This window comes from Amycolatopsis sp. NPDC059657 (genome assembly GCF_042734395.1).
Taxonomy (GTDB): domain Bacteria; phylum Actinomycetota; class Actinomycetes; order Mycobacteriales; family Pseudonocardiaceae; genus Amycolatopsis.
Genome location: NZ_JBHWEB010000080.1, coordinates 19,552 through 45,331 on the forward strand (window position 1 = coordinate 19,552; position 25,780 = coordinate 45,331).

10 protein-coding genes are annotated in these 25,780 nt (G+C 70.1%); 6 read left to right on the plus strand and 4 right to left on the minus strand.

Translation table 11 applies throughout. The features are described 5' to 3' along the window. The first annotated feature begins 37 nt into the window (after positions 1 to 37). The 5 genes from ACFV15_RS33155 to ACFV15_RS33175 are packed head-to-tail and all read left to right on the plus strand — an operon-like array spanning position 38 to position 20,345. Positions 38 to 14,857 carry an SDR family NAD(P)-dependent oxidoreductase gene (locus ACFV15_RS33155; protein WP_378355344.1) on the plus strand — a complete coding sequence of 4,940 codons (14,820 nt, stop codon included), beginning with the start codon at positions 38 to 40 and terminating at the stop codon, positions 14,855 to 14,857. Positions 14,858 to 14,871: 14 nt separating this feature from the next. Continuing rightward, positions 14,872 to 17,046, plus strand: coding sequence for a thioester reductase domain-containing protein (locus ACFV15_RS33160; RefSeq protein WP_378355346.1), 2,175 nt, complete (start codon positions 14,872 to 14,874; stop codon positions 17,044 to 17,046). Further along, on the plus strand, positions 17,046 to 18,158 hold the full coding sequence (locus ACFV15_RS33165; protein WP_378355348.1) for an alpha/beta hydrolase: 1,113 nt from the start codon (positions 17,046 to 17,048) through the stop codon (positions 18,156 to 18,158). Before ACFV15_RS33160 ends, ACFV15_RS33165 begins: the two co-directional genes overlap by 1 nt. 37 nt (positions 18,159 to 18,195) lie before the next feature. Beyond that, entirely contained in the window at positions 18,196 to 19,971 is a 1,776-nt protein-coding gene (gene murJ / locus ACFV15_RS33170) for a murein biosynthesis integral membrane protein MurJ (RefSeq protein ID WP_378355350.1), read from the plus strand. A gap of 44 nt (positions 19,972 to 20,015) precedes the next feature. Further along, positions 20,016 to 20,345 carry a helix-turn-helix domain-containing protein gene (locus ACFV15_RS33175; RefSeq protein WP_378355352.1) on the plus strand — a complete coding sequence of 110 codons (330 nt, stop codon included), beginning with the start codon at positions 20,016 to 20,018 and terminating at the stop codon, positions 20,343 to 20,345. Positions 20,346 to 20,347: 2 nt separating this feature from the next. Here the strand turns inward: ACFV15_RS33175 and ACFV15_RS33180 are convergent, their stop codons facing one another. From ACFV15_RS33180 to ACFV15_RS33190, 3 genes are all read right to left on the minus strand, one after another. After that, the gene (locus ACFV15_RS33180; RefSeq protein WP_378355354.1) at positions 20,348 to 20,938 is read right to left on the minus strand and encodes a ClpP family protease; all 591 of its coding nucleotides are present in this window, start codon (positions 20,936 to 20,938) and stop codon (positions 20,348 to 20,350) included. Beyond that, a complete protein-coding gene (locus ACFV15_RS33185; RefSeq protein ID WP_378355356.1) occupies positions 20,935 to 21,543 on the minus strand; it encodes a ClpP family protease in 609 nt (202 codons plus the stop codon). The genes ACFV15_RS33180 and ACFV15_RS33185 overlap by 4 nt, the downstream gene beginning before the upstream one ends. An 85-nt stretch (positions 21,544 to 21,628) precedes the next feature. Next, positions 21,629 to 23,773 carry an RICIN domain-containing protein gene (locus tag ACFV15_RS33190; RefSeq protein WP_378355358.1) on the minus strand — a complete coding sequence of 715 codons (2,145 nt, stop codon included), beginning with the start codon at positions 23,771 to 23,773 and terminating at the stop codon, positions 21,629 to 21,631. Positions 23,774 to 23,940: 167 nt separating this feature from the next. Between ACFV15_RS33190 and ACFV15_RS33195 the strand changes: the two genes are divergently transcribed. Continuing rightward, positions 23,941 to 24,540, plus strand: coding sequence for a YdcF family protein (locus ACFV15_RS33195; RefSeq protein WP_378355360.1), 600 nt, complete (start codon positions 23,941 to 23,943; stop codon positions 24,538 to 24,540). 181 nt (positions 24,541 to 24,721) lie between these two features. Here the strand turns inward: ACFV15_RS33195 and ACFV15_RS33200 are convergent, their stop codons facing one another. Beyond that, complete coding sequence (locus tag ACFV15_RS33200) at positions 24,722 to 25,219, minus strand: hypothetical protein (protein WP_378355362.1); 498 nt, start codon at positions 25,217 to 25,219, stop codon at positions 24,722 to 24,724. Positions 25,220 to 25,780: the final 561 nt, after the last annotated feature.

The window sequence follows — 25,780 nt, forward strand, 5'->3', positions numbered from 1 at the left end:
GCCGCAGGGCTTTCTGTATCGCAATGGGGGATTGATCATGGCTATTGCCATTGTCGGGATTTCGTGCCGTTTCGCTCAGGCGGCCGACATTTCGGAATTCTGGGAACAGCTCAAAGCGGGGGCGAATTTAATCACCGAGATCCCGGTCGATCGCCGGGACGGCGATGAATCGACCTACGCGGAAGGCGCCCGCTGGGGCTCGTTCGTTTCCGGGGTCGACCGGTTCGACGCCGGGTTCTTCGGCATCTCGCCGCGTGAAGCCGCCGCGATGGATCCGCAGCAGCGGCTGACGCTCGAGCTGAGCTGGGAAGCGTTGGAGGACGCCGGAATCGTCGCGGAATCCATCCGGGGAACGCGGGCCGGTGTGTTCATCGGCGCGGGCCGCGACGACTACGCGCGACTGTCCAAACGAGACAGTTCGCAGCACACGTTCGCGGGACTCCAGCGTGGGATCATCGCCAACCGGGTCTCGTACTTCTGCGGGTTGCGTGGACCGAGCATGGTCGTGGACACCGGCCAGTCGTCCTCGCTCGTCGCGGTCCACCTGGCCTGTCAGAGCCTGCTCGCGGGCGAATCCGAGATCGCGCTCGCCGGTGGCGTCAATCTGAATCTCGCTGCCGCGAGCGCGCGGGACGCGGCGCGGTTCGGTGGTCTCTCGCCCGATGGCCGGTGTCATACCTTCGACGCACGCGCCAACGGTTTCGTGCGTGGTGAGGGCGGCGCCGTCGTGGTGCTCAAGCCGCTGGCCGCCGCGGTGGCGGCAGGCGACCGGATCCACGGGGTGATCAGCGGCGGCGCGGTCAACAACGACGGCGGCGGGGACGGCCTGACCGTCCCGAGCCAGGCCGCGCAGGAAGAGGTGCTGCGGGCCGCGTACGAGCACGCCGGGGTCGACCCCGCGCGGATCGGGTACGTGGAACTGCACGGGACCGGCACCAAGGTCGGCGACCCGATCGAGGCCGCCGCGCTCGGCGCCGTGCACAGCGCCGCCAGGGAGGCGGGCGATCCGCTGCCGGTGGGCTCGGTGAAGACCAACCTCGGTCACCTCGAAGCGGCCGCGGGTATCGCCGGTCTGCTGAAGGCCGTGCTCGCCATTCAGCACAAGGAAATCCCGGCCAGCCTGAACTTCACGACCCCGAATCCGGAGATCCCGCTCGACGCGCTGCGGCTGCGGGTGTGCACGGAGGCGAAGGGCTGGGACGACGGGCCGCGGTTCGCCGGGGTGAGCTCGTTCGGCCTCGGCGGGACCAACTGTCATCTCGTGCTCACCGATCCGCCCGCGCCGTGCGAGACACAAGGCATTGTGGGACAAGAGCTTCCATTCGTCCTTTCTGGACGCTCCGTGAAAGCATTGCGTGAGCAGGCTGTCCGGCTCGGCGAATACGTCGAGAATCACCCGGAGATCTCACTCGCGGATCTCGCCTATTCGCTGGCGACCACGCGCACCGCGTTCGAGCATCGGGCCGCGCTCGTGGTGGCCGATCGGGGAACCTTGCTGTCCGGGCTGCGGGCACTCGCCGAGGGCAGGGACCCCGAGCCAGTGGGCGCGAACACGCCGGCCGGCATCTATGTCGGCGGCGGCCAGCCCGACTGGGAGGCGGTGTTCGACGGCGCGGGTGTGGTCCGATTGCCGACTTACCCGTTCCAGCGCACCCGCCATTGGGTGGACGGCGTGCGGGAACCGGTACGCACGAAACCGCGGGTCAACGACGACGCGCTGCTGAGGGTCGTGCGCGAGCAGGCCGCGCTGGTGCTGGGGCACGCCGATCCCGCCGAAGTCGATCCCGACCGCAAGTTCGCCGACCTCGGGTTCACCTCGCTGATGGGCGTGGAACTCTACGAGCGGCTCCAGCCGCTGGTGGAGACGCAGGTGTCCCAAACCGCGTTCCTCAACTACCCGACGCCGCGCGCCTTGGCGAAACACCTGCGCGCGGCCCCCGAGACATCCGCCGCGCGACCGAAGGCGGATCCGGTCGACGAGCCGGTCGCGATCGTGGGCATGGCGTGCCGGTTCCCCGGCGGTATCGCCACGCCGGATGACCTGTGGCGCGTCGCGGCCTCCGGCGTCGACGCGATCGGCGAGTTCCCCGCTGATCGTGGCTGGGATCTCGACTCGCTCTTCGACCCGGATCCCGACCATGTTGGCACCTCCTACACGCGAAACGGCGGTTTCCTTTACAACGCAGGGGATTTCGACGCGTCGTTCTTCGGCATCTCCCCGCGCGAGGCGCTGACCACGGATCCGCAGCAGCGGCTGCTGCTGACCACCGCGTGGGAGGCGTTCGAGAGCGCCGGCATCGACCCGGCGTCCGTGCGGGGCAGCCGGACGGCGGTGTTCGCTGGCACGCTCAACCACGATTACATGCCCAGGGTCCACACCGTCCCCAAAGGACTCGAAGGTCACCTGATCACCGGAAACACCGCCAGCGTGCTGTCCGGTCGGCTGTCCTACTTCTTCGACTTCCGCGGGCCCGCGATCACGGTCGACTCGGCGTGCTCGTCCTCGCTGGTCGCGATGCACTTGGCGACCCAGTCGCTGCTGCGCGGTGAATGCTCGCTGGCGCTGGCGGGCGGCGTCACGGTGATGGCGACGCCCGAGATGTTCGTCGAGTTCTCACGCATGCGCGGACTTTCGCCGGATGGCCGGTGCAAGCCGTTCGCCGCCGCCGCGAACGGCACCGCCTGGGCCGAAGGCGCCGGGCTGCTCGTGCTGGAGCGGTTGTCGGACGCCAGGCGCAACGGGCACCGGGTGCTCGCGATCGTGCGCGGCTCCGCCGTCACCCAGGACGGCGCGTCCAACGGCATCTCCGCGCCGAGCGGGCCCGCGCAGGAGCGGGTCATCCGCGACGCGCTCGACAGCGCCGGGCTGACCTCGGCCGACGTCGACGCGGTCGAGGCGCACGGCACCGGGACCCCCCTCGGCGACCCGATCGAAGCGCAGGCGCTGCTCGCCACCTACGGGCAGGGCCGCGAGCGCCCGCTGCTGCTCGGCTCGCTCAAGGCCAACATCGGGCACGCGCAGGCCGCGGCCGGTGTCGGCGGCGTGATCAAGATGGTGCAGGCGATGCGGCACGGGATGCTGCCCAAGATCCTGCATTTCGACGAGCTCAGCCCGCATGTGGACTGGTCCAGCGGGCAGGTCGCGCCGCTCGCCGAGCACACCCCGTGGCCCAGGTCCGACCGGCCGCGCCGGGCGGCGGTGTCGTCGTTCGGCATCAGCGGCACCAACGCGCACGTGATCCTGGAGCAGCCGCCCGCCGAACCGACGCGGGAGCGGCCGGTGCTGCCGCTGGTGCTCTCGGCGAAGACCGAGGCCGCAGTCCGTGAGCAGGCGGCTCAGCTCGGCGCGCACCTCGAACGCGAGCCGGACCTCGATCTCGCCGATGCCGGGTTCACGCTGGTGACCGGCCGGGCGAGATTCGACCACCGCGCGGCCGTCGTCGGCCGTGACCGCGACGAGTTCCTCGCCGGGTTGCGCGCGCTCGCTTCCGGCAAGACGGCCGCCGGGACCGCGGTGGGCCGGACCCACGGCAGCAGTCAGCCGGTGCTGGTTTTTCCTGGTCAGGGCACGCAATGGGTGGGCATGGCGGTGGAGCTGCTGCGCTCCAGCCCGGTCTTCGCCGAGCAGATGGCCGCCTGCGAGCGGGCGCTGGGGGAGTTCGTCGACTGGTCGTTGACCGAGGTGCTCGCCGACGAGACCGCGCTCGAGCGGGTCGACGTCGTCCAGCCCGCGCTGTGGGCGGTGATGGTGTCGCTGGCCGCCGCCTGGCGGGCGCACGGTGTTTCGCCTGCCGCGGTCGTCGGGCACTCGCAGGGCGAGATCGCGGCGGCGACCGTCGCGGGTGGACTGTCCCTTTCGGACGGTGCGCGGGTGGTGGCGTTGCGCAGCAAGGCGATTCGCGCGCTGTCCGGCCAAGGAGGTATGGCTTCGGTCGGGCTCTCCCGAGCTGAAGTCGATCTCAAGATTCAGCAATGGGCGCCGCGGTTATCGGTCGCGGCGGCCAATGGCCCGGCGTCCACGGTGGTCTCCGGTGAGCCCGGCGCGCTGGACGAGTTCGCCGAGGCGCTGGCGGTCGATGGCGTGCGCGTGCACCGGCTGCCGGTGGACTACGCGTCACACTCGCCGCAGGTGGAGCAGTTGCATGAGGTGTTGCTGCGTGAGCTGGGCCCGATCGTGCCGCGGACGAGCGAGGTGTCGTTCCACTCGACGCTGACCGGCGAGCTGATCGACACCGCCGGGCTGGACGCCGAGTACTGGTACCAGAACCTGCGCAATCCGGTCGAACTGCACCAGGTACTCGGGTCGCTGGCCGAGCAGCACGCGCTGTTCGTCGAGTGCAGCCCGCACCCCGTGCTGACCGTCGGCGTGCAGCAGATCCTCGAAGAGAGGGCACGCGACGGCTACGCGCTTGGCACACTGCGGCGCGGCGAAGGCGGCATCGACCGGTTCCTGCTGTCGCTGGCCACGGCGCACGCGCACGGCGCGGAGGTCGACTGGGGCACGGTGTTCCCGACCGGGAAGCACATCGACCTGCCCACCTACCCGTTCCAGGTCGAGCGGTTCTGGATGGTGCCGACCGGCACGCCTACCGCAGGTGCCTCGGATCATCCGCTGCTCGACACCACGATCCCGCTCGCGGGCACCGACGGTGTGGTGTGCGTCGGGAAGCTGTCCCGGCAGAGCGCGCCTTGGCTGACCGACCACGCGGTGACCGGCACGGCGCTGCTGCCGGGGACCGGGTTCGTCGAACTGGCGTTGCATGCCGGTGAAGTGACCGGCTGCGTGACGGTCGAGGACCTCGTGCTCGAACACCCACTGCGGATCCCCGAGCGGGGCGGGGTCGAGCTGCAGGTCGTCGTCGGCGGGCCGGACTCCGCTGGCCGACGGGACGTGACTGTCCACTCGCGACCGGATGCCGATGAACCCTGGACTCGGCACGCGACCGGGACGCTTGCCCCCGCTGTTACGGCTGGGGACTCGTTGACTGCGTGGCCGCCGCCGGGCGAGGTCGTCCCGATCGACGACGCCTACGACACGCTCGCCGACCTCGGCTACGAATACGGGCCCGCGTTCCAGGGGCTGCGGGCGATGTGGCGCGACGGCGCCGACCTGTATGCCGAGATCGTGCTGCCAGCGGCCGCAGGCGACGCCGAGCGGTTCGGACTGCACCCGGCGCTGCTCGATGCGGCGCTGCACCCGATCATCGTTGCCGCGCCTGATGAACTGCGGCTGCCGTTCTCGTTCGCGGACGTGTCGTTGCACGCCCGCGCGGCGACCATGCTGCGGGTGCGGTTGTCGGCCGCCGGTGGGGCTTTCGCGATCACGGCGGCCGACGGGACCGGTGCGCCTGTGCTCAGTGCGCGGTCGCTGGCGTTGCGGCCGATCTCGCCGGAGCAGCTGGGGTCGGCGGGGCGTGGACATCTGCGTTCGCTGTTCAAGGTCGACTGGAAGCCGGTTTCCATTCCGGCGACGGCGGCCGATGATGTGGTGATCGTCGAGGTTCCCGCCGGAGACGATGTGCGCGGGTGTCTCGAACACGTGCTCGGAATCGTGCAGGATTGGCTCAGCAACAAGGATTCCGAGGCGCGCAAGCTGGTCGTCGTGACCAGCGGCGCGATCGCGACCGGCGACGTCGACCTGGTGAGCGCGCCGGTCTGGGGCCTGCTCCGTGCCGCGCAGTCGGAGAACCCCGACCGCTTCGTGCTCGTCGACGCCGACGAGCCGGCACCCGAACTGGTCCGCGCCGCCGCGGCGACCGGGGAGCCGCAGGTCGCCGTGCGTGGCGGGCAGCTGCTCGTCCCGCGTCTGGTCAGGGCGGCCGTGCCGGACGACGCGACGCCGCCGGTGCTCGACCCGGACGGGACGGCGCTGATCACCGGCGGGATCGGCACGCTGGGCCGGTTGTTCGCCCGGCATCTCGTCACCGGCTATGGCGTGCGGAACCTGGTGCTCACCGGCAGGCGTGGCCGTGACACCGAGGGCGCGGCCGAGCTCGAAGCCGAGCTGACCGCGCTCGGCGCGCGGGTGACGATCGCGGCGTGCGATGTCGCCGACCACGACCAGCTCGCCGAAGTCCTGGACGGCCTCGAACACCCGCTGACCGCGGTGATCCACGCGGCGGGCGTGCTCGACGACAGCACGGTCGCCGCGCTCGACGCGTCGCGTTTGGACACTGTGCTGCGCCCGAAAGCCGACGGCGCCTGGAATCTGCACAAGCTCACCGAACATCTCGACCTCGGCGCGTTCGTGCTGTTCTCGTCGGTCGCCGGGATCGTCGGCAATCCCGGGCAGGCCAACTACGCCGCCGCCAATACCTACCTCGACGCGCTGGCCGTCCATCGCCGGGCGGCGGGACTGCCCGCGACGACGCTCGCGTGGGGGCTGTGGGCGCAGGACACCGGCATGACAGGGCATCTCAGCGCTCTCGACCGGACGCGCATGGCACGCAACGGCCTCGTCCCGATGGAAGCGGAGCTCGGTCTCGCGCTGTTCGACGCCGCTCTCGCGCTCGACGAGGCGCTGCTGGTGCCGGTCCGGCTCGACCTCGGCGCGCTGCGGGAAGCGGCCAAGTCCGGGACGCGGCCGCCGCTGTTCACCGAGTTGCTGGGCACCGTGCGCGCGCCCGCGGCCGGGCAGGCGGTGGTGACCCCGGTGCGCGACGAGAAGGCGATGCTGGACCTCGTCCGCACGACGACGGCGACGGTGCTCGGTCACAGTCCGTCGGACTCGGTGAACGACGACCAGGCCTTCGGCGAGGCAGGCGTCAACTCGTTGTCCGCCTTGGAGCTTCGCAACGAACTCAATGCCGCGACCGGTCTGCGGTTGCCCGCCACCGCCGTGTTCGACTACCCGACACCGGCCGCGCTGGCGAGCTACCTGGCCGACCAGGCCTGGGGATCCGCCGCTCCCGCCGTCGTGGCGGAACGGCCGCGGACACCCGCCGACGAGCCGATCGCCGTGGTGTCCATGGCGTGCCGCTTGCCGGGTGGAGTGTCCGATCCGGACGGTCTGTGGCGCTTGGTGGCGGAGGGCCGGGACGCGGTCGGGCCGTTCCCGGCCGGACGTTGGGACGTCGAGGCGCTCTACGACCCGGATCCGGAGGCGCCAGGGAAGTCGTATGCGCGGCATGGCGGTTTCCTCGATGACATCGAGTCGTTCGACGCGAGGTTCTTCGGCATCACGCCGAAAGAGGCCGCGGCGATGGATCCGCAGCAGCGACTGCTGATGGAGACGACCTGGGAAGCGTTGGAGCGCGCGGGGATCGTGCCCGCTGCACTCGCGGGCAGCGGTACTGGTGTTTACGTCGGGATGATGGCCAGCGACTACCTGGTCGGTTCGCGGCTGGACCAGATGGACGGGTATGTCAGCACTGGCTCTGCGCTGAGCGTGGCTTCCGGACGCTTGGCGTATGCGCTCGGGCTGCACGGGCCCGCGTTGACCGTGGACACCGCGTGTTCGTCGTCGCTGGTTGCGGTGCAGTTGGCGGTTCAGGCGTTGCGGTCGGGGGAGTGCGATTTGGCGCTTGCCGGTGGTGTGACGGTGATGGTGACGCCGCAGTTGTTCGTGGAGTTCAGCCGGTTGCGGGGGCTTTCTCCGACTGGTCGGTGCCGCTCGTTCTCCGATGACGCCGATGGTGCTGTCTGGGCTGAGGGCGCCGGGATGGTCGTGTTGAAGCGGCTGAGTGACGCCCGGCGCGATGGTGACCCGGTGCTGGCGGTGCTGCGGGGGATCGCGGTGAACCAGGATGGGCGCAGCCAGGGGCTTTCCGCGCCCAATGGCCCGGCGCAGGAGCAGGTGATCCGGCGGGCTTTGGAGCAGTCCGGGCTGGAGCCGGGCGACCTGGACTACGTCGAAGCGCATGGCACGGGCACGCCGCTCGGCGATCCGATCGAGGCCAACGCGCTGGCGCAGGTGTTCGGGGCCCAGCGGGAACGTCCGCTGTACGTCGGGTCGTTGAAGTCGAATCTTGGGCACGCTCAGGCGGCGGCGGGGATCGCCGGGCTGATCAAGGTGGTGCAGTCGTTGCGCCACGAAACCCTGCCTGCGAGCCTGCACGCCGACACGCTCAGTCGCCATGTCGACTGGGACGGCAGCGGTCTGCACGTGCTCCAGGAACCCACCGCGTGGCCTGCGGCTTCCGGTCGCGTCAGGCGGGCGGGGATCAGCTCGTTCGGGATCAGCGGCACCAACGCCCACCTCGTCATCGAGGAAGCCCCGCAGGAAAATCCCGAACCGGTGACTGAGGTACCCGGCAAGCGGCTGTACGTCGTGTCGGGACGCAGCGAGGCCGGGCTGCGAGGTCAGGCTGCTCGGTTGGCTGGGCATCTCACGGACCTGGCAGGCGTCGCCGACGCGCTCGCGCGGCACCGCAGCCACTTCGAGTGGCGGTCGGCGATCGTGGCGGGCGACCGCGAGGAACTGCGCGAGGCGCTCAACCGGGTCGCCGACGGCCGGACTCCGCTCGCCCCGCCCCGTGACGAACAGCCGGGCAAGGTGGCGTTCGTCTTCTCCGGGCACGGCGGCCAATGGCCCGGCATGGCACTGGAGTTGCTGGAGGAATCCGAATCGTTCCGCGCCGAGCTGACCCGGATCGACGAAGCGGTCCAGCGGCAGGCGGGCTGGTCGGTCCTCGAGGCGCTGCGCGGCACGTCGCTCGACCGGACCGAGTATCTGCAGCCGGTGTTGTTCGCGGTCAACGCGGCGCTGGCCGCCGCATGGGGGCCGTTGGGCGTCACCCCGGACGCGGTGGTCGGCCACAGCCTCGGCGAGATCGCAGCCGCCTATCACGCGGGCGCGCTGACCCTCGACGGCGCAGTCGCCGTGGTGACCGGACGAGCGACCGCGGCGGCCCCGCTGGTCGGGCAGGGCGGCATGATTTCCGTGCCACTGCCGGTTTCCGAAGTCGAAGAACTCCTTGCCCCGTATGCGGATCGGCTGTTCATCGCCGCGGTCAACAGTCCCGGTGCGACCGCCATCGCGGGCGACGCCGAGGCGTTGGCCGACCTGCGAAGGGAACTCGAAGAGCACCGTGTCGACGTGCGCGCGCTGAGCACGCCGTTCGCCTCGCACACTCCGCTGATGGAACCGGTGCGCGACGCACTGCTCGATCGGCTCGCCGGTATCCAAGGGCAGGCCGCGGCGACCCCGTTGTACTCGACGGTGCTGGGTGAACCCGTCGTCGGTGACCGGCTGGATGCCGAGTACTGGTACGGCAATCTCAGCCAACCTGTCCGGTTCGCCGACACGATCCGGCGGATGCTCGACGACGGCTATCGCTACTTCGTCGAGCTGAGCCCGCATCCGACGTTGCTGTCCGCCATCGAGGCGACGGCCGCCGAGGCCGGGATCGAGGCGGTCGGTGTCGGTTCGCTGCGCGAACGGCAAGGCCACGAAGCACTGCTGCGAGGACTGGGGGAGCTGTACGTCGCCGGGCACACACCCGACTGGACGGCTTCGCCCAGCGAGGGCAGGCATGTCGACCTGCCGACGTACGCCTTCGCCACCGAGCGCCACTGGCGCACGCCGGCGCTGGCCGGCAGCAGTGGCTCGGAGCTGCTCGGCACGCACATCGAGTCCAGCGACGAGCCTGGCCGTCACCTCTACCAGTGCGAGATCGACCTGCGGGACAGCCGCTTCGGCTACCTCGCGGAGCACAAGGTCAACGGCGAGGCTTGGCTGCCCGGCGCCGCCTTCCTCGACATGGCACTCGAAGCCGCCGGGCCGGACGCGCAGCTCGCCGACGTGCAGTTCGTGCGGCCGCTGGCACTCGATCCGGAGAAGTCCGTGCGGCTGCAACTGGTACTGCGGCCGGCCGAGGACGGCACCCGGTCGTTCACCATCGCCTCCGCGGCGACGGGCGAGCGCTGGGAACGCCATGTCACGGGACGTGTCGTAACAGCACACGAGGAGTCGCCCGCCGATCTGCGGCTCGACGCCGTGCGCGAGGAGTGCGGCGACGACGTCGACCTGTCCGCCGTGTACGCGGGGCTGAGTGCCCGCGGCATCGAGTACGGCCCGGCTTTCCGGGCGCTGGAGCAGGGATATCGCGGACCCAAGACGGCCGTGGGACGGCTGGCCGCCAAGTCCGCGCGGGGCTACCTCGTGCATCCCGCGATCCTCGACGCCGCCTTCCACACGGCCGTGCTGCCCGGCGGCGCACCGACCGGGACGTTCGTGCCCGCCGGGGTCGGACGGCTGCGCTTCACCGGTGTCCGCGGCACGCCCACCTGGGTGAGCTGCCGCCTGCGGTCCGTCTCCGACGACGCCGCGACCGTGGACTTCGGCATCTGGGACGAGCATGAGAACCTGGTGCTGGAGATCGAAAACCTCCGGCTCGCGGCGCTTTCGCCGCTGGACGGTGCGTTGTTCGAGACCCGCTGGCAGTCGCGTCCGGCCGCGCAAGGCACGCCTGCCACCGGTGGCTGGCTGATTCTGGCCGACGAGAGTGGAGTGGCCGACGAACTCCACCGCCGCTTCGACGCGGCGGTCATCGCCCGCGCCGGCACGGCATACGCCATCGACGGACCGGGGCGGTACACAGTGGACCCGGCCGATCCGGAGCACCTGGACCGGTTGCTGCGCGAGGCTTTCCCGGACGGACCGCCCACTCGCGTCGTCCAGCTGACTGCGCTCGACGCTCCGGCCATTGAGGACGCCACGTCAGCCGAGGAGGCGGCCAGGCTCTGCTGCCTGAGCACGATGACACTGGTGCGCGCACTCGACGGCAGGGCTCCTCGCCTGTTCGTGGTCGCCCGCGGCAGCCAGACGGCCGGTGACAGCACCTCGGTGGCCAACCCGCAGCAGGCGCTCGCCTGGGGCTTCGGGCTCGCGGTGGCGCAGGAGTACCCGGAGCTGTCGGCCACGCTGATCGACCTGCCGCCCACCGGCGGCGTCGACGCGCTGTGGACCGAGCTGTGGCACGCCGACGACGAACGCCTCGTCGCGCTGCGCGAGTCCGGCAGGCTGGTGCCGCGCCTGGCCCGCACCCAGCCCGACGGCGGTGACTTCGCACCGGACGGCTTGCACCTGATCACCGGCGGGCTGGGCGGTCTCGGCCGGATCGTGGCCGAGCGGCTGGTCCGGCAAGGCGTCCGCAGTCTCGCCTTGCTGAGCCGCGGCACACCCGACGCGGAGACCGGAGAATGGATCGCCGGGCTCGAACGGCAGGGTGTTTCAGTCCACTTAGGACGTGCTGACGTCGCCGATCGTGCGAGTCTCGCCGCTGCCCTGGATGCGTTGCGGCGTAAGGCAGGCCCGATCAGCTCGGTCGTGCACGCGGCCGGTGTGCTCGACGACGCGACGGTCGCGAACCTGACCGAGGAGCATGTCCGGCGCGTGCTCGCGCCCAAGGTACTGGGCACCGTCCTGCTCACCGAGCTGGTGCCGGAGTCGGAGAACCTGGTGCTCTTCGCTTCGGTCGCCGGGCTGCTCGGTTCGGCGGGGCAGAGCCCGTACTCGGCGGCGAACGCGTTCCTCGACGCCTGGGCGCATCACCTGTCCCGTACCGGCCGCCGGGTGTTGAGCCTGGACTGGGGCGCGTGGTCCGGCGTCGGCATGGTCGCTGACTCCGGTGCCCAGCTCGGCGGGTCGGGTGTGCTCGCGTTCTCACCGCAGGAGGGCGGGGACCTGTTCGAGCGGGTGCTGACCACCGGCCGCCGCCAGCTCGCGCCGGTCGCGTTCGACACGCGGCTGCTCGACGCCAGGCCGATCTTGGACGACCTGGTCACCGCCACGGCCGTCTCGGACGACCTCGCCGACACCGTCTTCGCGGCGACCACCGAGCAGGACCGGATCATCCGGCTCGACGCCTATGTCCGGGCGCGGGTGGTCGACGTGAGCGGGGGAGCGGCGGCCGTTTCGTCGACGCAATCGTTGAAGGAACTGGGTTTGGACTCCCTGATGGTCGTCCGGCTGCGTAACTCCTTCGTCCGCGACCTCGGCGTCGAACTTCCCGCGGCGGAGGTGTTCGAGGCCGACGACATCAGCGCGCTGGCCAGGACACTGGCTCGGGCCCTTCCCTCGCAGGCGGTCCGCGTTGAAGCGGCTGTAGTCGCGACCGAGGTGCCCGACCCTGACGTGCGGCCCGCGACCCGCGATGTCGTGCGCCTGCTGCGCAGTGCCCAGCCGGGCATGCCCACCGCGGCACACGGCGTCGGCCTCGCGGTGCGGCTGACCACGCCGACCACCCGCGACGAGCTGCACGCCATTCTCGCGAAACTCGGCGCCCGGCACGCGGCGCTGCGCACCGGGATCGTGCCCGCCGACGCGGGCGGCTGGGAGCTGCGGGTCGACCGGAAGGTGGCCGACCTGCTGTATTGGACGGTCGCCGCGGGCGACCTCGACCCGGCCGAGCGGCTGCGCACGCTGCTGGAGCCGCCGTTCGACCTGGCGCAACCGTCGTTGTGGCGGTTCGAGCTGGTCGACGGGGGCGCACAGGGGCAGATCCTGGTGTTCGGCGCGCATCACGCGGTCAGCGATCTGCAGTCGTTGCTGCTGATCGCCGGGGAGATCGACGCCGGGCTGAGTGGCACGCCGCTCGACGGCACGATCACCAACCGCGATCTCGACCTGCTCATCGAGGCCCAGCAAGGCGGCGGCCGGGCGACCGCGGAGTGGCGTGAGCTGTTCCACGGCAGCAAACGGCTCGACCTGGAACTCGCCCAAGCCCGCCCGCCGGTGCGTTCCTACCGCTCGGGCAGCGCGAGCGTGACGATGCCCGCCGACCTGATGGACCGGGTGACGGCCGCCGCGAGCAGGCTGTCGATCACCCCGGCCGCCTTCTGTCTCGGGACGTTGACCGTGCTGCTGGGCAGAAAGCGGGAACGGGAGCGGTTCGTGCTCGCCGTGCCCGTGGACACCCGCATTCACGCGGACGCCTACGACGCGGTCGGCTTCTTCGGGGTCCCGGTGCCGTTCCCGGCCGAGGCCCGCGCGGGCGAGCCGGTCGCCGAAGTGCTCCGCCGGACCGACGCGCGGCTGCAACGGATCCTGGATCGCGGTGCCATGTTCTCCGACGTGCTCGCGACGCTCGCGCGTCAGGGATTGCGCCGCGAGAACGCGCCGCTCGTGGAGGTCTACTTCAACTACATCCGCTCCTCGGGCGGCCTCAAGCAGCTTGAGGTACTGCCCGCGGGGACCGGCTATTCGGACCTCGACCTGATGATCACCATGATCCCGGACGCGGCACTCATCCGGCTTGACTACAACGTCGACATCCTTGATGCCGCAACGGGTTCCGGGCTGGGGGAGGAGTTCGTCCAGCTGCTCGGGGAGCTGACCGAGGACACGAGCGAGCAGACCGCCGCGCCGGGCTTGGCGCTCGCGGCCACGTTCGCGCTCGGCAACCTGCCGTTGCTGTGTTCGGCGGCGCTCGGGGCGGACGGGCCGAAGATCGCCGAAGCGCCGTATCACCAGGTTCTCGCGGCTCTCAAGGATCCCGCTGGGGCTTTCGCGGCGTCGGAAATCGGGATCGTGCTGCTGAGGGCGGCCGACTTCGGCCGCTTCGGACCGGTGGACGACGCGATGCTCGCCGAGCTGCGGACCGCCTTCCCGGCGGCGCTCAAGGCCATCCGCAAGCCGTTGATCGTCGGGTTCCTGCCGAGCGCGGACTCCGAGGACCGCTTCACGCACTGGGAAAGCGAGGTCGCGGCGGATCTGGCGGAGTCGCCAGGGATCGCGATGCTCGGCACGGACGACTGGAACCGGCACCACGCCGCAGGGGAACGCTTCGACGACCGGACCGAACGGCTGGCGCATCTGCCGTTCACCGCGCCCTTCCAGGCGGCCGTGGCGCTGCGGCTCGCCGAGACGGTCACCGCGGTGCGCCGCCGCGCACCCAAGGTGATCGCGGTCGACGGCGACGAGACGCTGTGGGGCGGTGTCGCGGGCGAGATCGGCCCCGAGGCCGTCGATCTCGGCGGACCGCGCGCACTGCTCGCGCGCAGGCTCTTGCGGTGGCGGGAAGCGGGCGCGCTGCTGATGCTCGTCTCCAACAACGACGAGGCGACCGTTCGCGCGGTGCTCGACCGGCCCGAAAGTGTGCTGAAGCCAGAACACTTCAGCGTGTTTTCGGCCGCGTGGGGACCCAAGCCACAGCGGCTCGACGAGGCAGCACGCACGCTCAATGTCGGAGTCGACAGCTTCCTGTTCCTGGACGACAACCCGGCCGAGATCGCGAAGGTGCGGTCCGCGTTGCCCGAGGTGCTGGCGGTGACCTGCCCGCCGACGGATGAGCTGGCGGAGTTCCTGTCCCGGTTGTGGCCGCTCGTCCCGGCGGCCGCGACCGCCGAAGACGCGCTGCGCGCGCGGTTCTACGAGCAGGAGCGCGAGCGTGACGCGGCCGGCAGGCAGGCGGGCTTCGAGCAGTTCCTGGCCGACCTGGAACTGGAGGTCGACATCACGGCCGTCGCCGAGGCGGACGTGCCGCGTGCGGAGCAACTTGTCAGCCGTACCAACCAATTCACCTTGCGCGCACGCTCGTCGGACGGCGGCGATGTCGCACGCTGGCGGGAGCGCGGCGAGCTGTGGATCGCCTCGGCGCGTGACCGTTTCGGGGACTACGGCCAAATCGGGTTGCTCGCGGTGCGCGTCGAGGACGGGCACCTGGACGTGATGGCGTGGCAGCTGAGTTGCCGGGCGCTGGGCCGTGGGGTCGAGGAGCGCCTGCTGGAGTTCCTCGCCACCCGCGCCGAGGAACTCGGGTGCGCGACCGTCCGGCTGGCCGCCGAGCGCACCCCGCGCAATGTGCCTGCCCGGCGGCTCTTGGCCGCACTCGGCGGTGGTGACTCCGGCGACGAGCGGCTCGAGGTCGTCCGCACCCCCGATGAACTGCGGATTTTCCGCTCTTGGGAGCAGTGATGACTGGAGGAGACATGAGCGAGCAGCGTGCGACGGCCGAGTCCATCGAACGCGGCGGCGGGCTCAGCGTCGACGATCTGCTGGCCAGCCTGACAGGCGGCGCCGCGGCACCGAGCCCGGTGGCCTTCCCCCGCGATGTCGACGGGGTCGCCGCCGCCATCGCGGCCGCGGCGGGCCGTCATCTCCCGGACGGTCACCTCGCGACCGACGCCGACTTCTTCAACGCGGGTGGCACCTCGTTGCAGGCCGTGGATCTCGTCGCGGAACTCGAAGCCGAGCTGGGTATCGAGTTCGACCTCGACGAGGTGTTCGCCGACGCGAGGCCGATCAGCCTCGCCCGGCGGTGGGCGGAGAGTGCCGGAGTCGAGCACGACCACACCAGGGCGCGCACCGAGGATCTCGATCAGATACTCGCTGACCTCGCGCTGGTGGACCGGTTGCCGTTCGTCGACGTGCCGGAACCGTCGCCACCTAGCCGTATCCTGCTCACCGGCGCCACCGGGTTCCTGGGCAGCCACATGCTGCTGGACCTGCTTCGGTACAGCGACGCCCAGGTGTACTGCGTGGTCCGCGCGGCCGACGAAGAGTCGGCCGTCGCCAGGCTCGGCGATGCGCTGAGGGGCTTCCGGCTGCCCTGGTCGTCGGAGCTGCGCCGCCGGGTGACCGTGCTGCCCGGTGACATCCGGGAGCCGAGGCTCGGACTGACCGAAGACCGGTGGCTGAGCCTCGCGTCCGAAGTGGACAGTGTGGTCGGCGTGGCGGCCGCCGTCGACTTCCTGCGCGGCTACCAATCGCTGCGGACGGCCAACGTACTCGGCGCGGTGACGCTGGCCGAGTTCGCGGCGACCGGCAGGTCCAAGCCGTTGCACCACATCTCGTCGATCGCCGTGTTCAACGAGGTCGGCATCACCGCCATGGGCGAGGACGACCCGCTCGCGCACGCCGACCGGCTGATCTCCGGCTACGACCAGACGAAATGGGCGGCGGAGGTCGCACTGCGCCGGGCCCGCGACCACGGACTGGTCGTCACCGCATTGCGTCCCGGGGGCATCGGCGGCCACACCAAGACGGGCGCGCACAACCCGCAGGACCTCAGCAGCGGGTTGCTGTCGATCTTCGCGCGGTACCGCACCGTCCCCGGCTTCCGGTACCTCAACGCTGCCCCGGTCGACTGGGTCAGCCGGGTTGCCGCCGCCGTGGTGTGCGAACCCGACGCGTGGGGCTTCGACTACAACCTCACCGGTATCCCGGCCACGCTCGATGACGTGGTCAGCGACATGGCGCTGAGCGGCATGCATCTGCGCGTCCAGGACTGGGACGAGTGGCGCGTCCAGACGTTGGCCCGCCTCGAGGCCGAGCCGATTCCCGAGCTGGCTTTCATGACCAGGGTGTTGCAGAGCCCGACGGCCTTGAAACTGTGCGAGGCGACCTTGAAGGGCCCGGCGGCCCGCGCCGACCGGACCAACGCGCTCGTCGAGGCGCTCGAACTGCCGCCAGCGACCGTCTACAGTGGACAAGATCAGCTCAAGGCCTTCGAGGAGCTGGCCGAAGCCGGTCTCGCCAGGTTGCCGCAGAAGGGCGACGAGCGGTACCTCTGGTTCTCCGAAACGACCGAAGGGTTCGTCGGCGACAGTCCATGCTCGATGGCATTGACGCTGTCGATCGCGAGCATGTATCAGCTGGTGCGGGACCGGCGAGTGGACGTGACCGGCGAGGTTGTCTGCCAGGCCGTCCACGCCGCACCGCTGACCGTGGAGACCGGTGATCTCTGGGTCCGTCCTGATGAGGGCATCCCGGTGCAGCACGGCATGAAGCATCCGCTGTTGCGGTACCGGCTGCGCCTGCGTGACGCGGACGGCGGCCTGTGGTGGCTCGAGGGTCACAAGTATTCGCACGTCCATTGGAATGTGTGGAAGCAGTGCACGACGCTCACGGTCGAGATCGGCCGCGAAGGCGCCGAGGCGGCTTTCACCGGCGAGGTCGTCGTGCCGCGCGAGTCGTATGTCCGCGACCAGATCGACGGCATCAAGGTCGACCCGCGCCTGACCGGCCGAGAGCAGCGAGCCGCCAAGGTGACCTGGCTCGCCTGGTTCGGCATGGAGATGAGCCGCGGCCTGCTGCCGCCGTTCGCCCGCGCCGCGGCCGACCTGCTCGACCTCCGCCGCGCCCGAGCCACCGAGGAGCACTGATGACCAGGTCCCGCAAGCTGCGCAGGGTCAGGACGGACGCGGCACTGCGCCTGCTCAGGCACCGTCTCCCGGCCGTCGAGGAGATCCCCTTCCGCGCGGCCGACGGTGTCCGGCTCGGCCTGACCCGCGTCGACACCGGCTCGTCCGACCGTCCCGCGGTCCTGTTGCTGCACGGCCACACCGCGTCCGCCGACATGTTCCTGGTACCGGAGATCCGGAACATGGTCGACGTGCTCGTCGACAACGGCTACGAGCCGTGGCTGCTGGACTGGCGCGGCAGCTGTCGCTTGCCGTACAACGAAACCGGGCGGCGCTACACCTACGACGACGTCGCGCTGCACGACATCCCGGCCGCGGTCTCCTACATCCGCGGCCGCATCGGCGACAGGCCGTTGTTCGCGGTCGCCCACTGCATCGGGTCCATCGCGCTGTCCATGAGCATGACCGCCGGGCTGGTCCCGGGCCTGGCGGGCGTGGTGTCCCAAGGCGTGTTCCTGACACCCCGGTTGCCCGGCCGGATGTCGCGGCGGATGACGGTGGCGGGTGAGCTGATGAAGAACCGCTTCGACCACATCCCGGTCGACTTCCGCAAGGTCGGCCTGTGGTCGAAGTACACGCCCCTGTTCGCGCTGGCCGCGCGCAAGGCCCAGTGCCCCGACCCGACCTGCCAGATCCTGCACAACTCGGCGTGGGGCATGGGCATTTCACTGTTCGTGCACGAGAATCTGTCGGAGTCCACGCACGACCGGCTGGCGGATCTGTTCGGCCCCGCTCCACTGTGGATACTGCCGCACCTGCGCCGGATGGCGCTGGCCGGGACCGTGGTCCGCTGGAACGACACCGACCATCGCTACGGCGCGCTGCCCGCCAACGCGCTGGACGCGGCCGGCCGCATCGACACCAGGGTGCTGCTGCTCGCGGGCTCCGAGAACGGCCTGTGGCAGGACTCGCAGAAGGTGTGCCGGGACGTGCTGGCGAACCGGCAGCCCCAGCTGGACGTGTCGTACGTCGAGATCCCCGGCTACGGGCACCTGGACACGTTCATCGGCAGGGGCGCGGCGCTCGACGTCTTCGGCCACATCATCGACTTCCTGGACAAAGCCGAGTCGTGAGCGCCGCCGGGCTCGGCGGCGGTGGCAAGATCTGTGCATGCCAGACGACGATCGAAGGCCTGCCGGAGCCGATGAGGCGACGGCGTACATCGCGTTCGATCCGAGATTGCCCGCAGGCGCCCACTGGCCGACCCGCGACCCCGACGTGCCGCGGACGTATACGCAGATCGCGGTCCAGGTGGCCGTCCGGCCGCCGCCCCCGTCGCCGATCGAGGAGCCGCGGTCGCTCGCCCAGTCGAGTGGCAGGCTGGCGATCGCCGCCGTGATCAGCAGGCTGACCGGGTTCGGCTGGAAGCTCGCGCTGGCCGCGGTGATCGGGACCGGGGTGGTCAACGACGCGTTCAACGTGGCCAACAACCTGCCGAACATGGTGTTCGAGCTGCTGCTCGGCGGGGTGCTGTCCAGCGTGGTGATCCCGCTGCTGGTGCGCTCGCACGACGACGAGGACGGCGGCGAGGCCTACGCCCAGCGGCTGATCTCGATGGCCTTGGTGGTGCTGGCGCTCGGGACCGCGCTGGCCGTCGCCGCCGCGCCGCTGTTCACCGCGCTGTACGTCGACGGGTCCTCGCCCGACGCCAACCCGGCGCTGGTGACCGCGCTCGGCTACCTGCTCTTGCCGCAGATCCTGTTCTACGGTCTGTTCGCCCTGTTCGCGGCGGTGCTGAACGCGAAGAACGTCTTCGGGCCGCCCGCGTGGGCGCCGGTGCTGAACAACCTGGTCGTGCTGGCCGCGCTGGCGGTGTTCTACCTGGTGCCCGGCGAGATCTCGCTCGACCCCGTCCGGATGGGCGACACGAAACTGCTGGTGCTCGGCCTCGGCGTGACGCTGGGCATCGTCGTGCAGGCGCTGGCGCTCATCCCGCCGTTGCTGCGCAGCGGATTCCGCTTCAAGTGGCGCTGGGGCGTCGACCCCCGGCTGAAGGAATTCGGCAAGCTGGCCGCCTGGATCTTGGGCTACGTCGCGGTCGGGCAGGCCGGGCTGCTGGTCAACACGCATGTGCTGACCAGCGGAACCGCCGGCGGCGTGACCGCGTACACCTACGCGTGGCTGCTCTTCCAGCTGCCGTACGGCATCATCGGCGTCTCGCTGCTCACCGCCTTCATGCCGAGGATGAGCCGCGCCGCGGCCGACGGCGACATCCCCAACCTGGTCGGCGACCTCTCGTACGCCGCGCGGTTGTCGACCGTGCTGCTCGTGCCCTGCTCGGCGGTGCTCGCGGTGATCGGCACCCCGATCGGGATCGCGATCTTCACGCTCGGCAGGGGCACGCTCGCGGACGCCGACCGGCTCGGCCAGACGCTGGCGATCTCCGCGCTCGGCCTGTTGCCGTACGCGATGACGCTGCTGCAGCTGCGGGTGTTCTACGCGCTGAAGGACGCCCGCACGCCGACCCTGATCATGATCGTGATGACCGCGGTGAAGATCCCGCTGCTGCTCCTGTGCCAGGCGCTGCTCGACCGTGACCAGCTCGCGCTCGGCGCGATGCTGATCAACGGCGCGACCTTCGTCGTCGGCGCGATCATCGGCCAGGTCTGGCTGTGGGCCCGCATCGGGCACCTCCGCAGCAGGCGCGCGCTCCGCGTCATCGTGATCACGACGGCGGTCAGCGCGCTCGGCGCGCTCGCGGCGGTGGGCGCCGGGCTGCTGGTACCCGGCTCGCTCGGCCCTTCCGTGCAGGCGTGGGTCCGGCTGCCGATCGAGGGCGCCGTCGGTGTGGTCGTCTCGTTCGGGTTGCTGGCGATCTTGAAGATCCCCGAGTTCGATCCGGTCACCCGCCGGATCACCGGGCTGTGGCGGGCGTTCCGCCGGTAGCGGAATCGGCCGCCGCGAGCCCGGCTCGCTGCCAGGATGACGGCATGGCGGACATTCTCCACTTCCACCCGAAACGCGCGCCGGCGCCCGAACCGCTGTGGCGCGAGGCGCTCGGCCGCAACCTGCGTGCCACCAGGGAAGAGCAGGGCGACCGCCTCGTCGACATCGCCGAGCGGGCGGGTATCTCACCGCAGTACCTGTCCGAAATCGAACGCGGGCGCAAGGAACCGTCGAGCGAGATGATCGCCGCGGTCGCGGGCGCGCTCGGTGTCGGACTGGCCGACCTGCTCGCCGACATCGCGGGCGACGTGCGGCAGCGGGTGGGCACGAGGCCCGCGGCTCGTCCCACGGGCCCCGTGCTCATGGCCGCCTGACCTCAGCTTCGCTGGTCGAGTACGTGGTCGGCGAGCCCGTACTCGACCGCGCCGGTCGCGCTGAACACGCGGTCGCGGTCGGTGTCGTGCCGCAGATCCGGGACCGAGCGGCCGGTGTGCGACGAGAGGATCTCCTCCAGCTGGGTCCGCACCCGCACGATCTCGTCGGCCTGCAGGATCAGGTCGGGGATGGTGCCCCGGCCCTCGGCCGCGGGCTGGTGCAGCACCACTCGCGTATGCGGCAGCACGGCACGCCGCCCGGCCGCGCCCGCGGCCAGCAGCACCGCGCCCGACGCCACCGCCTGGCCGACACAGGTCGTCGCCACCGGCGCCTTGATGTAGGTCATCGTGTCGTAGATCGCCAGCGTCGCGGCCGGGTCACCGCCCTCGGAGTTGATGTACAGGTTGATCTCCTGCTCCGGACTGTCCGATTCCAGGTGCAGCAACTGCGCGATCAGCGCGTTCGCCACCCCGGAGTCGATCGCGGTCCCGAGGTAGACGATCCGCGACGACAGCAGATGCGAGTAGACGTCCATGATCCGCTCGCCGCCCGGACCACGCGTGATCACGTTGGGAATGGTGTAGGTGCTCACGCGCCCACCCCCAGCTTGTGGGTCCGCACGGGCACGACCTGCCCGAGATCCTCGACGATATGGTCGATGAACCCGTACTCGCGCGCCTGGTCGGTGGTGAACCAGCGATCATGCAGCGAGTCGGTGAAGATCCGCTCGATCGGCTGCCCGGTGTCGGCCGCGATGATCCCGAGCACGGTGTCCCTGGTGTGCCGCAGGCTGTCCGCCTGCACCTCCACCTCGACGGCCGACCCGCCGATCCCCGCCGAACCCTGGTGCATCAGGATCCGCGCGTGCGGCAGCGCGTACCGCTTGCCCTTCGTGCCCGCGGACAGCAGGAACTGCCCGGCACTGCACGCCAGCCCCAGCGCGAGCGTGGCCACATCACACGGCACGAGCTTCATCACGTCACGGATCGCCAGCATCGACGGCACCGAACCACCCGGCGAATGAATCCACAACGCGATGTCCTTGGCGGGATCATCGCTCGCCAGCGAAAGCATCTGCGTGAGGAGGACGGTGCCGTTGTCATCGTCGAGTCCGCCGTCGAGGACGAGCACCCGCTTGCTGAAGAACTGTTCACGGAGCCGGTGATCGAACAGCGGCTGCTTTTCGTCGTTGGTCATGCTTCGAGCGTGCCGATGCGGTGGGGTCGTTCGCTCGCTTCTCTGCTGGGGGCAGATCCGCCCCCAGCAGAGCGGGCACGAGCCCTTAACCGGAAATGCTCGTCCAGCGCTGCAGTGCCGAGCCGGTGTCGGCCTGCTGGGTGACCGCGGCGCCGTTCGCGGTCGACGCGGTGGTCAACAGCAGGGTGCTTTTGACGGACTTGAGGGTATAGCTGCCATCGGCGAGTTTGGTCGCGATCCAGTGCTGGTTGGTGCCGCCGGTGCACGTCCATTGGATGATCGCCGCGCCCGCCGTCGTAGCGCCGCCTTCGACGTCCGCGCACAGGCCGGATTCGATGTTGCGGAGCTCGTACGAGCCGTCCGGCCGCGGTGTGAACTGCCAGCGCTGGTTGGCGCCGCCGTTGGTGGCCCAGGTGATCAGCTTCGTGCCCGCGGTGGTGCTGTGGCCGGGGACGTCGAGCGCCTTGCCGCCGACCGCGATGGCGTGTGTACCGCCGAGGCCCGCGTCGCCGGTCGCGGTGACGCTCAGCGTCTGCTGGGCGGCGGTGCGGCCGTCGCCGGTCCAATGCCGGACCGGGGTCGTTTCGGCGACGGTGCCCGTCAGGCCGAGCACGAGGCCGCTGTAGCGGTTGACCAGGCGGTAGGTGTCGCCCGCGCCGCGGATGACGAACCACTGCCGGCCGACGCCGGCGTCGCCCGAGGTCACCGTCGGCGCGGTGCCCCATGCCCTGGTGGCCGTCCCGGTCGAACCGACGCCCAGCAGGCCGCCGGTCGCGGAGTTGGTGATCCGGTACGAGCCGTCGCCGTTGCCGGTGAACGTCCACGCCTGCAGCGCGGAATCGGAACCCGGCGCCGAGGTGGTCGCCGAGCTGCCGGAAACCTGGGCGAGCACGCGGCCGTCACCGTTGGCGATCCGGTACGTCTTGGCCGGATCGAACGGGGCGGGCGGCCGCGTCGCGTTGTCCACGGTCAGGTTGACGTACTCCGCCGAGGTGTTTCCGGAGCAGCCGAAGGAACAGTAGGCGCGGAAGTTCTTGCCGACGATGGTGGAGCCGGTCCTGTTGGCGCTGTCGACGAACCATCGGTACCACGACGCGGTGTGATAGGCGCCGGTGTCACCGATCAGGTGCCATTTCTGTGAGGCGAGATCATCGGTGGCGTAGAGCTGCTGAGGCGCGTTGCCGCTCTGGTCGACCGCCTGTGGCTCGCCGAGATACAGCCCGAGGTAGGCGTTGTACGTGATGTCCATGACGAACAGCGGTGACGTCGCGGGCATCTTGCCCGCCGCGATCTGCTGGTCGGCCGTGCCGGTGTTGGCGGGGTCGTATTCCTTGGCGGGCGGGGTGTATCCGTTGGCGTTGCTCGCGTCGACCGGAACCTGGTTGCTCTCCTTGCCGCCCACGCCGGGCTGCGACCAGGCGCCGTCGTACCACTTCCGCCAAGAGCCGGGCGCCATCTTGGCCGACATCGGCGAGCGCGCCACGTGGCCGTAGAACGCCTTCCAGCTTCCGCTCTTGTCCACGACCCGTGAGCCGTAGAAGACGTAGAAGTAGCCCGACGCGACGTCCGCGTACAGGCGCTGGTCGCCGTCGCCGTAGTAGTAGGTCTGGTTCGGGAAGGCCGCCGTGTCACCGCGTTCGGTGCTGAACGGCGAGGTCAGCACGTGGTCCTTGATCGCCCAGGTCCGGCCTTGATCCTTCGACACGGCGTAGTCGATCGCGTCGTAGTGCAGCCCGTCGCCGAAGGGCTGCGGGGTGAACTCGTTGTGCACCAAGCCATACCAGTCGCCGGTGTCCGGATCCACCCAGGTGCCGACCAGGTCGCAGAAGTTCTTCTGCGAGTAGCGCGAGCCTGCCGGCGGGTCGGTGGACTCCTTGCCGGTCGGGCTGTTGTTGCACCGCCAGGTCGTGTCGTTGTTCCGGTCCTTGCTGTTGGCAGGGTTGACCGCGTCGCTGATCGCGCTGGAGCGGGTGGCGTCGTCGAAGTTCGTGCCGGTGAAGAACTCCCACTCCCGCACGTCGTTCGCGCCGTAGAGGGCGGCGGACTGCTGGAAGTAGAAGGTGCCGTCCTTGTCGATGTACGGCGCGGCCGGCGCGTCGGTCGGATGCGTCCAGCTGCCCTTCGCCCCGACGGTCACGGTGTATCCGCCGGCGGGCGGGTCGGCTGCGGCGGCGGTCAGCGCGCCCCCGAGCAATGCCACGGCGGCGGTCAAGGCCAAGACAGGACGCATGGTGGGGCTCCCTCGGCTGGATGAGCGAAGATGCTCGTAAAAGCGCAGAAGCGAGCATCTTCGAGCAAGGCTGATGTGCGAACATGATGAGGTTTGTTCGCTTGGCTGTCAACCGGCGTTCGGATACTTCCCGTGCGGCGACCCCGTCCGTGGAAAGATCGCGGACCATGAACCGGAAGACACTGGTGGCACTGGGACTTTTCGGGGTGACCGCGTGGGGCGAGTTCGTGCATTGGCGGGCCAGCCGCGCACTGACCCGGACCCGGCTGCCCGCGCGCACCGAGGCGGTGGTCGTGCTCGGTTACCGCAACCCCGGCAGTGAACGGGCGAACGTGCTGAACCGCTGGCGCGTGCGCGCGGCGCTGCGATCGGTCGATCCCGCAGTGGCCGGGTCGACTCTCGTCTGTTCCGGGGGAAGTGGCACGGCTTCAGTGTCCGAGGCGACGCTCATGGCGGAGTACGCGGTCGCGGCCTGCGGCTTCACCGGCAGGGTGCGGCTGGAGGAAGAGTCGCGCAGCACCTGGCAGAACGTCGAAAACGTGCTGCCGCTGATCGAGCACGCCGACCAGATCAAGATCGTGTCCAACCCGCTGCACGCTCTGAAAGCACGCCTCTACCTGCGTAAGCTGCGCCCGGACCTCGCCGATCGTCTCGTGCGTGCCGCCGACTACCGCCTTGGGGAAGCGTGGCCGATCAAGCCGCTGTTCGCTGTCTACGGTCTCCGCGACCTGGCCCGCACGAAGCGGAACCTGGCCGCCAAAGCCTGAGGCCTAAGGCTTCTCGCGCCCCCGGTCATCCGGTCGGGATGAACGGGGCATATGTGTCGCTCAGCGTTGTGAACGGGGCGTTCATTCCTTCAAGCGACCCGGGAAGGCGACTTTGCCGGGACCCTGCAGTTATGCGGGGTGAGGGGAGCCTTCACCCAGCTATGCGGGGTGAACTAGGCCCTCACGCGGCCGGGTCAGGCGTGGCCGCGCCGAGTGGCACACGGCCAGGCAGGATGTCATGGAACGACGAGGCCTTCAGGCTGTACAGCAACGGGTTCGCGAAGCCGATCGGGGTCGCCCGGCCGGTACTCGCCAGCGCCTCCATCCCCGCGAACAGCGAGCACGCGAGTTCGGTCCCGCCGGTCGTCGAAAGCCCGAACTGGCCGCCGACGGTCTGACCCATGACGAACCCCGTGTACGGATCGGCGACCGCTGAAACGTCCGGGACCACACGCATCGGCGTGCCTCCATACCGGCGCGACAGTGCGGACGGGACCTTGCGGCGCTGGTAATCCGGCTGGGCGAACAGGGTGCTCGTGCCGCCGCCGGAGCCCGCCGTGAACGTCCCGGGCTGGGGGAGCGGGTAAGCGCCCGCGACGACCCGGTTGAGCGCGGTGCCCCAGCCGGTCTCGAACTGGCGCTCGCCCGCTTGGCCGATAGCCAGGCTGGTTCCCCTCAATAGAACCGCCCGCAACGCGCACGACCCTAGGTTCCCCTAGGCCAAGGGGGGTGCGCGCTCTGCAGCTCGCCGGGGTTTTGGTGAGGGCCTCCTTCGCCAAGCCCCGGTCGTGAAGGGAGTCTTCACAAGGTCTGGCTGTGTGAAGGCTCCCTTCACACAGTTCGGCCGCGTGAGGGCCTAGTTCGCCACATATAGCCTCGTGAGGGGAGCCTTCACCCAGTCTGGCTGCAGGGTCCCGGCAAGGTCGGCGATCAGCCTTCACCCGGGGTGCCCGCAAATGTCTACAAAGGACTCAAGCTGACTCTTTTTGTCCCCCTTGTCGCTTTTGCGCGAGTTTCGGGGCGGGCCGGACGGAACGAACGGGGTGTATGTGTCGCTCAGCGTTGCATAAGTGGCGTTTGTGTGTGCAGTCGATACGAGATGGGCGGCTTTGCCGGGCCCCTGAACCCGAACTTGGTGAGGGAGGTCCTCACCCGAACCCACCCGAGGCTGGGCCGCGGATGCAGGCCCAGCGCCGCCGCGTTCGCCCGGGCCGCCGCACAGGCGGCCGGGTCGCGGTCG